The sequence below is a fragment of the Ignavibacteriales bacterium genome, assembly GCA_015709675.1.
Taxonomy (GTDB): Bacteria; Bacteroidota; Ignavibacteria; order Ignavibacteriales; family Ignavibacteriaceae; genus H2-BAC3.
The window spans coordinates 2,038,634-2,051,444 of record CP054182.1 but is presented as its reverse complement, the minus strand read 5'-3'; the positions used below and the strand labels follow the sequence as shown (position 1 = coordinate 2,051,444).

Below are 12,811 nucleotides of genomic sequence, written 5' to 3'. Positions count from 1 at the left end.
CATGTTCAGAAAGTTCAGCACAATCATTGCTCTGGCTGCCCTGCTCCTGGCAGGATGCAGAGAGGGAATTATTCCCCCGGGCGATAACGTGGGTATGCTGAATACACCGGTTAAGGACAACTATTACCGGTCGTATTCCCTCCGCGTTGATGCTGCAAACCTGAACCTGAACGTTTCTGACAGCGTCTGGCTTAACTCATCAATGACGATACTTAACATAAGCAACTCAAATTATATACGGGGAACGCTTACCGTGAATCTCTATAACCCTTTCGGGTCACTTCAGTATACTGAGATTCTTGATAATAACCGTGCAACAGTGAGGCGGGTTATTGACAATGCAAATATTGACCGGATTGAAATGCAGTTCAGGAACTTTACCGGAAATGTAAATATCAAATTAATGGCAGCAAACTGATTATGAAAAACCTTCTCATTATTGTTACGATTTTATTAACCCAGACGATTCTGCACGCTCAGGCATCGCTCTATTTTCCTTCAGCCCCAGGGCAAAAATGGTATTTCAAAACCACACCGGTTGATACTCTGAACAATCCCCAGGATTCTCTTTCAACATACAGGATTGATTCCTTTGCAGTGGCATCAACCCATCAGGGGCTGGCTGCTAATGTGGTACTCAGCAAAAACGGCTTGTTTGAGACTGTCCCCTTTCAGCCCTATACTGACACAAGTTATATCAATCTTGACGGCAATAACGGAAGAACATATATATCATTTTCAGGGCTCACTTCTTTGCTCGGAGCTATTGACACCACCGGTATCGATTCAATCCTGGGAACCGGAATCGGTTCACTTCTCAGCCGGCTTGCTTCCTTTGACGGATGGTATAATGCCTACCGGTTTAATAATACGGTGAACTCCACCTACACCTATTTTCAGTATGATACAACCATAACCATTGATACCATTACCCTTCCGATGCGGTTTGAACTGCGCGGAAGAAGAATTGCAGACGCTCAGCTGGTTACCGAAATCGGCACCTTCCAGACCAAGCGTTTTGTTAACTCCTTTGTGCTTAGTTACCTGCTCGGAGTTCCCCCGTTTGTGCTTCCTGTTGGTATTCTTACCATAAGAGACAGTATCTGGTTTGCTCCGGAAAAATGGATTGTACAGTCTCATATCCCGACATCTGGCATTGATCTTTCAATTTTTAATCTGCCGTCTTTTACACTTCCCGGAGTAAAAATTACTTCAATCCCGGAGATTATCGTAACGGGAGTTGAGGAGCATACCGGAGACAAACCTTCAGGATTTGAACTTCTGCAAAATTTCCCTAATCCGTTCAATCCGGAGACCACCGTACGCTTCACTCTGAGCCGTGCCGGCAGTTATTCTCTCCGGCTCTTTTCATCCTCAGGTGAATATATATCCGATATCGGTCAGAGGATCTATGCGCAGGGCACTCATCAGGAAGTTATACGGCTTCAGGGTCTGGCTTCCGGCATATATATACTCCGGCTTGAGGGAGAAGGCTACAGAGCCTCACTCAAACTGACGTTGATGAAATAATGAGTCTCCTTTTCCCGGGAAATACCGGTGAAATTAGTTAAGAACTGGAAATAAAAAAACTGAATAATTCTTCTTCAGGTTTCCCCCCTGTTTTAGTATTTTTGGGGCTTGAATTTTTGTGGATATGAAGAAGGAAAGATGAAACCTAATAAAAAGATCACCAGGATAGGTATTTTAACCGGAGGCGGTGACTGCCCCGGACTTAACGCAGTAATCAGAGGGGTAACAAAATCAGCGCTGGATAACGGCATCACGGTTATCGGAATCATTGACGGTTTTGAAGGTCTTGTTGAGGGAAAAGCGCGGGAACTGAGCAACTCAGACGTATCCGGAATTCTCGCTATCGGCGGTACTATTCTCGGTTCTTCGAACAAGGGCGACCCGTTTCACTGGCCAATAGCTGACTCCAACGGAGTCATTTCCATCCATGACCGCTCGGAAGCAGCCGTAAAACATTATCATGCGTGGAAACTTGACTGCCTGATAGGAATAGGCGGAGATGGTACTATGCACATCTGTAATAAGCTCAGCAAAATGGGGCTGAATATCGTGGGAGTCCCAAAAACGATTGATAACGACCTTGAAGCAACCGACCTCACGTTCGGTCATGATTCGGCTGTGTATGTTGTATCTATGGCGCTTGACCGGCTTCATACCACTGCCTCCTCTCACCACAGAGTAATCGTGGTGGAAGTGATGGGGAGATACGCAGGCTGGATAGCCCTGAATGGAGGACTTGCCGGCGGTGCGGATATTATTCTGATTCCTGAAATTCCTTTCACTTACGAAAAGATTTATCAGAAAATAAAAGAGCGTGAACTATCCGGAAAGCGTTTTTCACTGGTCTGCGTTGCAGAAGGAGCCCGGGAAAAGGATGGCGCCATGGTACTCAAGGGCACGGATATCAGAAGACACGATCCCAAACAGCTCGGCGGCATCGGTGAAGTAGTTGCTCAAAAAATAGAAGAAAACACCGGTCGTGAAACAAGGGTAACCATTTTGGGACATACCCAGCGCGGAGGAAGCCCAACTCCCTACGACCGTATTCTTTCAACCAAGTTCGGCGCATATGCTATTCAGCTGGCACTCAAAAAGAAGTTCGGAAGAATGGTCGCTCTCAAAGGAAATGAGATCAAAAACGTTCTCATTGAGGATGCTATCTCCCGTCAGAAGCTGGTTCAGCCGGACTCCCAAACGCTCCTTACCGCCCGGCAAATCGGTATCGGATTCGGAGATTAATCACGGTTTTTATCAAAATTTAACTTTTTTGTTGTGTGAAAAATAAAAAAGCTGTAAATTTTGGTTCTGTATGAGAAAATTCTCTGACACGCTCTTATTAAATTTGTTTTTCTACGGGGTCGTAGTTCAGTTGGTTAGAACGCCTGCCTGTCACGCAGGAGGTCGCGAGTTCGAGTCTCGTCGGCCCCGCTTAACGGATCCGATAAGATTTTTCATTACTTCACGGTCACCTTTCACACAGGAGGTTGTCCCGAAGTTTCGGGAAGTCTGGTCGGCCCCGGAAAATGGAAATCCTTCAACGGATTTTCTTTCATAAAAGCAGCTACAGTTGCGGCTTTAATTTTTTCCTTCCCGGATAATTAATAGACCTTTTTGATGCATTCCCTGCTTACGGAATCTTCACATACTACTTCTGACTTTTATTTCCAAATACTGTTTTTTAGCGAAGTTCTCTTTAATCTAAACTTTTGCTGAATGTAATCTCAATCACTTAATCTAAAAGGATCTATTATCATGAATATTTTTGTCGGAAATTTAGCAAAAGACGTGACCGAAGAGGATTTACAGAATCTCTTCACCGAATTCGGTGCTGTCAGAAGTGTTAAAGTTATCAAGGACATGTTCTCTGGCGAATCAAAAGGTTTCGGCTTTGTTGAAATGCCGGGTCTTGCTGAAGCTCAGAAGGCTATGAACAGCTTGAACACCAAAGACGTTAAAGGCAAGAAACTTGTTGTTAACGAAGCACGTCCGAAGACCAACGACCGTAAGGGCGGCGGTGGCGGCGGAAACCGTGGCGGTTACGGCGGCGGTCGTGGCGGAAGCGGCGGCGGAAACCGTGGCTTCGGCAATCGCTGGTAAGCTGTTTTAACAGACGTTATTTCAAAAGCCCGCTCAGTAATGGACGGGCTTTTTTTATTTAACAATGTGGTATTTATATATATTATATTTTAAAGCACCTAATCGATTTTACATTGATTATGCCAGTGTTGTAATCATGTATTCATAACCAACCTGGTACATAAATTCCTCCAAATATGTGTATCATTGCTAAATTCGGTATTAGGGGACTGTTTTAGGATAAATCCCTCTCAAAGTCGAATTTGGGCAGAATTTTAGTTGTTAGAGACTGTAAACTGATATTCTCCTGAGAGGTACAAAAAGCCAATAAAGTGCTCATTGGAAATTCAGCACCCTAATGCTAACTTTAGGATTAGGAATCAAATTCTTATAAATGCAGCAGCACAAGCCGATACCCGGAATTCCGAACAACAGAGTAACCAGGTTTCTATCCGGAATCCTGGACTTCCTGAACAGGAAAGAATCTTTTTATTACCTGATTTCTCTTGTGGTTTTCATCCGGATAATGTTCCTCGGCTTCTGGCCAACGCGAACAACCGCAGACTCATTTGTGTATATCGCTCAGGCAGAAGCTATTCTTAATGGGGCACCTTTCCCGGTCTTTCCAAATGGATATCCCCTGCTTATATCTGGCATTTTAACCATAACAGGCAAAACACACCTCTACTTTGCTCTTCTTGTAATTAACCTTCTTGTACAGCTTTTTACCGGAGTCATATTGTACAAAACAGGTCATTTGCTTTTCCGATCATCCGAAGATGAGACAAGTGAAATGTCCGCGCATAAATTTGCAATCCTTTCCCTTTTTGTTTTCGTATTTTATCCAACTCAGGTCTTATTTACCAGTTATGTTCTTACCGAAAGTGTTACAACTTTTCTTCTGACAACCTCGGTTTACCTTCTTCTCAAAAGAAATTATACTTATGCCGGAATGCTTTTGGCGTTAGCGGCACAACTCCGGACGGTATATCTTCCGGCAATTTTTTTAACTGCAATCGTGGTATTTGTTATACAAAGGAGACATTTTTTACGCTATGTGTCCGGTGCAGCATTAATCTCGGCACTATTTTTTGGGTTAGATCTGATAAAGATAACCGCCTTTCCAATAAACCAGTCATACAACCTGCTGATTGCAATAAATGGCTATAGTCCAAAAGTAAATCATAATCTGAGCAACTTTGCTCCTGAAGCATTTATCAGCCCGCTCACGACCTACATGACGTTTGCATTGGAACACCCTGCTGAGTTTCTCTTACAGCGTATATCAGCTTTATATGAACTTTGGGGCCCTTACTCTTTTGAACCAAACAACCGGCTGCTCAGAATTCTTTTCGGAGTCCGTTTTTTGCTTTTTGACTCCTGGATTTATATGGCTTACCTGATTCTGGTAAAGAAATGGATTATCAAAGGAGGTATGCAACTTTGTTTTTTTAGTTATATTTCTGCACTCGCGGTAACCATAACTGTTATCCATACGATTTACTTCTCCGGTTACCGGTTCATTGTGCCGCTTGAACCGTTAATGATATTACTTGCTGTATCTGCTGCCAGAACCTGGTATCACAGAAGAACACTCAGTCCTGCCCCCTAAAAAATATCCTCCCACCCCCGGTCGCTTATCAGCTCATTCCCGAAACGGTCCCTTACGCCGAATCCTTCACCTGAGTAGAAGTGCTGTATTCCCTCATGCCACTCATCGGGCTGCTCATCAATCATAATGTCAAGCGGTGACTGAAGGTTTCGTTTTGGTGCAAATCCCGCAATGATATTTCCGTATTTGTCCACCAGAGCTTCCTCTGCAGAGTTTCCGTCTTCGGTCATCCGCTGGAGAAGAGCAGTTCCGTTTTTAAATAAACTGGTCACAAACGGCTCATCCCACTCCCTGATGATCATCCCATCTGTATCCAATAAATAGGTTGACATGCCGTCAGTGGCAAAGGCACGGTCTTCAGAAAATTCATCAGCGGCTAAAAAATCCATGGGGGTAATTATTTCCCCTAGACGGTTAATATAGACAATACATACTCCGTCGCTCAGAATAGCACGGTCGCACGTAAAGCGGGAAAGTTTACGGTCATAAAACCACCGGTAGCTTCCATCTTCAAACTGAAGCCCGGCTACCAGTGCACCATCTTCTTTTTTATAAACAACTGCTGAGCCGTTTATGAAATCACCCTGAACAATATCCATCTTCTTTTCCTTGCATTTTGCTCACGAAAATTATCAGAATTTTCAAACAGATGAATATCATCGGATGATAATTTATTTTGGATATTGATAAAAACTTACTTCCGATTTGTATGCGACCCGAATCGCAATTCATCGGTGAAAATAGAGAAAATTAAAGGATAAAGCCGGTTCTGCTTTGCCCTTTTCCCCCACTTTTTTATCTTGCTCTCCAAATTGAAGCAAAATTTTCATTATAATTTGCTCCCCGCAAATTTTTCGTGTGTATAAAACATAACAACAGGAGTCTTGTACATGAGTTTCCGGGCTATCGGTAACTGCTGCACTACCCCCTTGCGGGTATTGTTTATAATCATACTGTTTTCGGTGAAACTGTCTGCTCAGCTTCCCATTACCTGGTATGAAAAAACCATACTTTTTACCAATCCGAATAACATGGGGCAGGGGGTGAAAATCAATCCTCGCGTCACTAACGGCAACTATACAAGTCTTTGGGGAGATATTTGTGAGCCAGGATCCGGTACTTTAACCCGAACAATTGAAGCATGGGTACTCTGGTTTGGAACAAATCCGTCTGAAGTTTTTTATCTTGGCTATGGGAATGAACATGAGGCAAGGAATTATATTGCACTTGAAACAGGATTCGATTACCCTGGTATTGGCATTACTGGTTCAAGAATTACCGGAGTACTTGCAGGCGATCCCTATCCGGTCAATCCTATCACCAGTGCTAACCCGCTTCCGATAAATCAATGGACTCATGTTGCAATAACTATTGATTACCCGGGTGGATTTTTACCCAGCGGCCATCACAGACCGGGGATAATGAAATATTTCGTTAATGGAGTTATGGTTGCTTCGGGTACTATTCAGCGCTATTTATTGAACGGTTATGAAAGCAGAGATCAATCGACAGATTACGGCATGCACACATATCTGGGAGCATCATTGTATGCTCTTCCGAACCCGAATCAATTTAATGGAAAAATTGAGAATTTCCGTGTCTCTAAAGTTCTGCGATATACGGAAAACTTTGATCCCGCAATAGCTGTAGAGGCTGTGAATGATGTAAATTATATATGCGATTTCCGGTTTCAGGAACCAGAGGGGGCTTTAACATACAGTTATGAACAGAATATATACACAGCCGAAATACGCAATGGCGCTATGAGATCTGACCGGTCAGTGGAGGGAATCAACGTTAATTTCGCGGAGATGACCATTGATTCATCCTTCGGGGTTACCAACAGCGGAGCTTATATACTCTGCACCATTAAACCGCGCGGACTTAATCAGTTTGTTGAACTGCAATACTCATCAGACGGAGGGGCTAACTTTTATACAAATGTAACCACAGATGTTCCCGCAACAGATACACAACGCGTGGTACAGCTTTTGCTTTCAAATCTCTCCCCCTCAACATTTTATATGCTCCGTCTGAAAGCAAATACCAATACCGGAGTAGCTTTCAGTGATCTGAAGGGTTTTTATACTGCCGGTCCTCCGGTGATGACGCTCTTTACTCCGGTTCTGGATGATGATCTTACCGGATTCCATGTTCAGGGGAGAATCGTGACAAATGCTTCCGATCTCGGCGGAGGGGCTTCAGTCAAGTTCTACTATGCAGAAAGCGCGGAAGGTCCGTGGACTGAATTCGGACTGCCTGCAGAAATTCAACACAAACCCAATCCTGTTCTGTTCGGAAGGCATATCACCGGATTTGCCTACAATAAAAGATACTATTTCAGGACAGGTGCGCTAAATAATTTTTCTCCGCAGGAAGTTTATTCTAATGTGGTTGATGCAATGAGCGGCGTTCCCCCCACCGTTGAACTGATCAGCGCAAATGCTGTGACTGCTTTTGAGGCCGAAACTTCTTTTAAGGTTAACTGGAACAGAAAGCCAACTTCATTCAAAGTACAGATTTCCCTTTCCGAATCGGGTCCCTGGACTGATGCCTATGATACAACAAATATCAGGTCAAATTTTCTTGCCAGCCGCATACCTATCCGCGATTTGCTACCGGTAACAAGATATTACTATCGTGTAATTGCGACCAGTGTGATTGGTTCAACTACCAGTCAAACGGGGTCATTCATCACAAAAAACTCAACACCTCTTGCTACAACGCTTGAGCCGCAGTTAGTAACTGCAAACAGCACCCAGCTCCGCGGAGTGATAAATCCTAACGGAGGAGCAATTAATCAGGTATATATTGATTACGGCAACAGCCCGGATTCACTGCTTACTACTGCTAATCTTTCCCCAGCCCAGCCATATACCGGGACACAGGCAATTTTAATTACCCATAATCACACATTCCCCCTTTATCAGCCGGTTTATTACCGGATACGCGTGATTATGAATGAAACCGGAATAACTGATTCCGGTGAAATAAAAGCACAATTTCCTTTCCCTGATGGTCCCGCAGTATGGTACAAAGCTGAATCAGCAGGAAGTCCGGGGGTGTCATTAAGTTCCTGGCGTGACTACTCCCTCAATAACCGTGATGCAAATCAGTCCGCCGAAGATGCCCGGCCTGTGGTAAATCTAATAACATTTGCCGGTGATGTCGGTCAGAGAAAAGCGCTCACTTTTGACGGCAGTAATGATTTGCTCAGTTTCGGTTCCGCTTTCCTTAACGGCAAGGACTATACAATATATATACTTGAGTCCCGCACCTCTGATAAAGCTGATAATTATTTTCTTGGCGGCACGGGTACTCAGAGCAACCGGGCTATTGTTGCGGGATATAGCAATAACTCGACTATGAGATATTCCCAGCTCAATGGTGCTGATATGACTGCTGCTGCATCTTTTACCATTAATAAAACTACTCTTTCAATGTTTAAGAATGCAGAAAAACAGATCCGGCACGATTATGTATCCAGCTCTTCCCTGCTTGAAAATCAGTACCTTACGGAATTCCCCGGGGCTGCTCTTGGCGGCAATCCTGCTTCATCACATTATTATCAGGGTAATATCCTTGAAGTACTCATCTACGACCGTTCACTGAACAATCAGGAACAGCGCAGCGTTGAAAATTACTTTAACAGGAAATATAAACTTGTCACCCCGCAGTTAACCATTTCCCCTGCCGCCAATGTTGTTCGCACATCAGCAACATTTAACGGAACTATTAATCCTAAGGGAGTTCAAGTCACCTACAGGTTTGAATATGGCACCACTCCGGGTAACTACACTCACTCTCAGGCGGAACAGACAATACTCGGGGGAAATACTCCTGTTCCTGTCACCTACCGGATGACTGGGATCAACTCAACACTCAATTATTTCCGCCTCCGGGTTGTATCTGCTGACCGCACTTTTTACACCGCCGAGGAGACCTTTGAAACTGTTTCCAAACCCGGTGTCTCTAATTCCGGTGCAAGCCATATTAAAGTAAATTCCGCTCAGTTAAATGTAAGAATTACACCGAACCAGTTTGTTACAGGATATAATTTTGAATGGGCCAACAACCCTGAGTTCAATCAGATGGCCTGGACCGGATGGAAGACGGTTTCAGATATCAATGCTCAGAATGTTCTTTTAACCCATACTGCTGAATGGCTTCTGCCTGATCAGATATATTATTACCGCGTAAGGGCGGAAAATGACAGCGGAGTAGTATATAGCGAAGTGAAATCATTCAGAACTCTCAAACCAAAGCCCCCCGTCGCTGTAACCAGCGGCTATGTACCCATTGGCAGAAACCATGACGGAGAAATAAACTGGAGAACATCGGCCGGTTACGTTTTTAATAACCCCATCAAAGAATATGGCTGGGGAGATTTAATAAAAACTCAGTACCGAATTTTTTTCAGGGTAAATGCCCGGGGCATTCCGACCAAAGCACGCCTGAGATATACTTCAGGAGGATATGATGAAGGTATGCTCTGGCGTGGACTGCAGCCCAATTTTATACGGGATGCTCATGCCACGGAATGGTTTGATATAGGATCTCACACTGATTTCGTCTGGAGAAAGTTTACCATTCCATTAAGCAAAATGGCAGGATTATTCTATCATCCCTTGGAACTTCATCAGGATTACCGTTCATTCAGGTTTACGATTGAACTGCAAAATGAATTCCATCATGTGCAGATTTCTGGTATGAATAGCGGACTTTTCTTTTATGCAAATCCTTTCACCAAATGGGGTGCATTAGCTTTCTCACTGCTTGCAGGAAAATCAGGAATTACGCTGAGTTATGATAATCCCGGGCACTTAAAAGCATCCAGACTTGTGGAAGAAGGAAGAATGAAATCTGTGGCAGCAGGAATGGATTTCAGACCATCTGACATATTAAATGATTTGACTAATGAAGTTTTAACCATGACTGCCACTGCCACAGTTCAGTCTGGGGATGATGCCCCCGGTATCACATACTTCCTCTATGCGCCATTCCCCAATCTTGATTCATCGGCGGCTCTGTCAACTAACCCTGAACTGATTGAACCCGGCCAGGGATTGGTTACCGTACGACACGAACTTCCCGATCTTGAGGTCGGAAGGGTATATTACTACCGCCAGGTTGCAATATCAGGTGAGGATACAATACATGGGCCTTTAGGTAGATTAATACCGGCCCTTGAGGATCTGAGCGATAAACCCCTGGTAGCAGAAGCCCAGACCGGCACCTTCATCCTTGGTGAAACCGGCGCAACACTGAATATTGAAGAGAACCATACCGATGGTCCCACTCAGCTTGAAGCGTCTCTGCATAATCTGCTTTATCCAAGTCTTATTCCGGAATCTATTCAGAGTTACGGAAATAAATACTGGAGAATTACGACTGACGGCGCTTTCGAGAAGGGGTCACCTCTGGCCGGTGGCGGTTTCCAATATAGTCTGACATTTGATCTTTCAAATCTGCCGGATGATTTTCAGTTTCCTTACCGAACAATTCTGATCAGACAGGATTCTACTGAAGCATGGACCATAGCCGATTCAATTCCGGGAGTATCTCTAACGCATAGTTATCCGTATATAACCGTTCGCGGGCTTAATCATTTTTCTGAGTTTACCGATGCTCTGCCGGGGGATGCTCCGCTGCCAGTCGAATTAGACCTCTTCAACGCAAAAGTAAAAAGCAACAATGTTGATCTGATTTGGACCACAGTAACAGAGGTAAACAATTACGGATTTGAGGTACAGCGAAATAAAGCTAACAGCACTACCGGTGAATTCAATCCTGCTCATTGGCAGTCTGTTACCTTCATTCCTGGTTTTGGCAATAGCAATAGTCCTCAAAAGTATACTTATAGTGATAAAAACCTTGAGAAGGGTAAATACCGCTACCGACTCAAGCAAATTGATACAGATGGGAGTATAAATTATTCTTCTGCTGTTGAGGCAGAGATTTTTGGAGTTCCGCTGATTTTTTCGATGAACCAAAACTATCCAAATCCGTTCAATCCGGAGACCACGCTGGAGTTTACCATTCCCAAGGACGGGCTGACTGAGCTGCGTATTTACAATGCTCTAGGGGAACAGGTTGAAACGCTTCTCAGAAAAGAACTGAAGGCAGGTGAACTTCACAAAGTGCAGTTTAATGCATCCCGTTATGCAAGCGGTGTTTACTTCGCCCGGCTTAATTTCGGCAAAAAACAGCTCGTCAGAAAAATGCTTCTGATGAAGTAATTTTCCTGCAGTGTACTTGCTTCCAACAAAAAAGCCCGTTCAGAAATGGACGGGCTTTTTGTTATCATAGGGTATGGCGTGATTGATATTCAGCATCTCTTCCTAAAAACTTAGTCAGAAACAAAACGATAACAAATGGTATAAAAAAAGTACTGTAAGAACTATATCCCAATGAGGGGTGACTTTCCTGCAGGCTTCTTAAGATCACACCGGATAATACTGGAATAAAAAGTACAATTGCTGAACTAAGTAGAAAATCATTTAAAAGTATCATTTTTCTCTTCAAAACAATAACAAGAATACCTGTAAGCAGACTGACGGCAGGCACAATCAACTGAGCATTAGGCAATACGTTATTAAACCGGTCAAGTTTATAACGGGTATGCAGTGGAGCAAATCCATCAGGGTTATATAAATAAAAAGGCAGAGTGACAATAATAAATACTAATAAGCTCATACCTGTGGTGAATAGTGACCTTCTCCATCCGTACTTGTATCCCCCATAAAAAAAGAATAACGGAAATAAAAGTGTGAAGTTTACTCTGGAAGAAAGAGCAATCCCCACATTTAATAATGCAACTACATACAGTAAGGACTGATTTTTACCCAAATATTTATCAAGCATAATAAAGGCCAGCAGTACATAAATTGCATTTGCAAGATGATCAGAGCCAATTGCCAATTGATAGAGTATCAGCGGAAGCGACAGAAGCAATAATCCCCCTAATGCAGATGCCTGATGCTTCTTGTTGAAATGAAAGAAAAGGAAAAGTAGAAATACGCTGATCCAGAACAGATTCTGAGTACCAGAATTTCCAAAGACAGCAACAAATGGAACAGCAATAAGTACAGCACCGGGCATTGGAGTAATTGCATTTCCGAGATAAGTAAGTTCGTTATAGGGATATTTCCCCTCAAGAAGTGCCGTTGCCGCCTGATTTAACGCATCATCACTATCGCTGCCGCCAAAATAGTCTTTGTTATTTGCGATCGGGTTCAAAATGAGAAATAGACAGGACAGTATTATGATCACAAAAAATGGAACTAAAGTAACAAGTCTGGGTTTAATCTTTTGGATTGTTTGCCAATATTGAGGAATAAAACCAATAAGAAGACCTGAAATGACAGCATACAGACTTATTCCGTAATATCCCGTAAATCTTTCCAATACTGTCCATGAAGAGAAGACAGCGACAAAGAAAAAAATCAGAGAATAAACGGCCCGGTCTGAACGAATATTCAATCGAAAATTTCTCAGAGTTAAAAATCCTTAATTAAGATCAAAATCAGGGTTTTTACAAAACTGCAATAGCAAAATAACCTGCTTATTCTAGAGGGCACCTCTAAAAACTAT

General features: G+C 43.3%; 8 protein-coding genes and 1 tRNA gene. 7 read left to right on the top strand and 2 right to left on the bottom strand.

Features of this window, described 5'->3' with window-relative positions; translation table 11 throughout:
- Position 1 precedes the first annotated feature (1 nt).
- From HRU80_07700 to HRU80_07675, 6 genes are all read left to right on the top strand, one after another.
- Entirely contained in the window at positions 2-418 is a 417-nt protein-coding gene (locus HRU80_07700; protein ID QOJ28772.1) for a hypothetical protein, read from the top strand.
- Positions 419-420: 2 nt separating this feature from the next.
- On the top strand, positions 421-1,530 hold the full coding sequence (locus tag HRU80_07695) for a T9SS type A sorting domain-containing protein (GenBank protein ID QOJ28771.1): 1,110 nt from the start codon (positions 421-423) through the stop codon (positions 1,528-1,530).
- Between the two features lie 138 nt (positions 1,531-1,668).
- Positions 1,669-2,769 carry a 6-phosphofructokinase gene (locus HRU80_07690; protein QOJ28770.1) on the top strand — a complete coding sequence of 367 codons (1,101 nt, stop codon included), beginning with the start codon at positions 1,669-1,671 and terminating at the stop codon, positions 2,767-2,769.
- Positions 2,770-2,884: 115 nt separating this feature from the next.
- Positions 2,885-2,958 (top strand) — tRNA-Asp (locus HRU80_07685).
- Between the two features lie 324 nt (positions 2,959-3,282).
- Positions 3,283-3,627: an RNA-binding protein gene (locus HRU80_07680; protein QOJ28769.1), complete on the top strand. Its 345-nt coding sequence runs from the start codon at positions 3,283-3,285 to the stop codon at positions 3,625-3,627.
- A 373-nt stretch (positions 3,628-4,000) separates the two neighbouring features.
- Positions 4,001-5,218, top strand: a complete 1,218-nt coding sequence (locus HRU80_07675) for a hypothetical protein (protein ID QOJ28768.1) — start codon at positions 4,001-4,003, stop codon at positions 5,216-5,218.
- Here HRU80_07675 and HRU80_07670 read toward each other — a convergent pair.
- On the bottom strand, positions 5,215-5,817 hold the full coding sequence (locus HRU80_07670) for a hypothetical protein (protein QOJ28767.1): 603 nt from the start codon (positions 5,815-5,817) through the stop codon (positions 5,215-5,217). The two genes, HRU80_07675 and HRU80_07670, sit on opposite strands and share 4 nt — an antisense overlap.
- Before the next feature lie 291 nt (positions 5,818-6,108).
- Here HRU80_07670 and HRU80_07665 point away from each other — a divergent pair, with 291 nt between their 5' ends.
- Complete coding sequence (locus HRU80_07665; protein QOJ28766.1) at positions 6,109-11,457, top strand: T9SS type A sorting domain-containing protein; 5,349 nt, start codon at positions 6,109-6,111, stop codon at positions 11,455-11,457.
- 64 nt (positions 11,458-11,521) lie between these two features.
- Here HRU80_07665 and HRU80_07660 read toward each other — a convergent pair whose 3' ends face one another.
- Positions 11,522-12,700 (bottom strand): hypothetical protein, encoded by a 1,179-nt coding sequence (locus HRU80_07660; GenBank protein QOJ28765.1) that lies wholly within the window; start codon positions 12,698-12,700, stop codon positions 11,522-11,524.
- Positions 12,701-12,811: the final 111 nt, after the last annotated feature.

Bases quoted from the DNA above. Each gene is read 5' to 3' on its own strand.
- HRU80_07700 (QOJ28772.1), top strand. From the start codon at position 2: ATGTTCAGAAAGTTCAGCACAATCATTGCTCTGGCTGCCCTGCTCCTG.
- HRU80_07695 (QOJ28771.1), top strand. From the start codon at position 421: ATGAAAAACCTTCTCATTATTGTTACGATTTTATTAACCCAGACGATT.
- HRU80_07690 (QOJ28770.1), top strand. From the start codon at position 1,669: ATGAAACCTAATAAAAAGATCACCAGGATAGGTATTTTAACCGGAGGC.
- HRU80_07680 (QOJ28769.1), top strand. From the start codon at position 3,283: ATGAATATTTTTGTCGGAAATTTAGCAAAAGACGTGACCGAAGAGGAT.
- HRU80_07675 (QOJ28768.1), top strand. From the start codon at position 4,001: ATGCAGCAGCACAAGCCGATACCCGGAATTCCGAACAACAGAGTAACC.
- HRU80_07670 (QOJ28767.1), bottom strand. From the start codon at position 5,817: ATGGATATTGTTCAGGGTGATTTCATAAACGGCTCAGCAGTTGTTTAT.
- HRU80_07665 (QOJ28766.1), top strand. From the start codon at position 6,109: ATGAGTTTCCGGGCTATCGGTAACTGCTGCACTACCCCCTTGCGGGTA.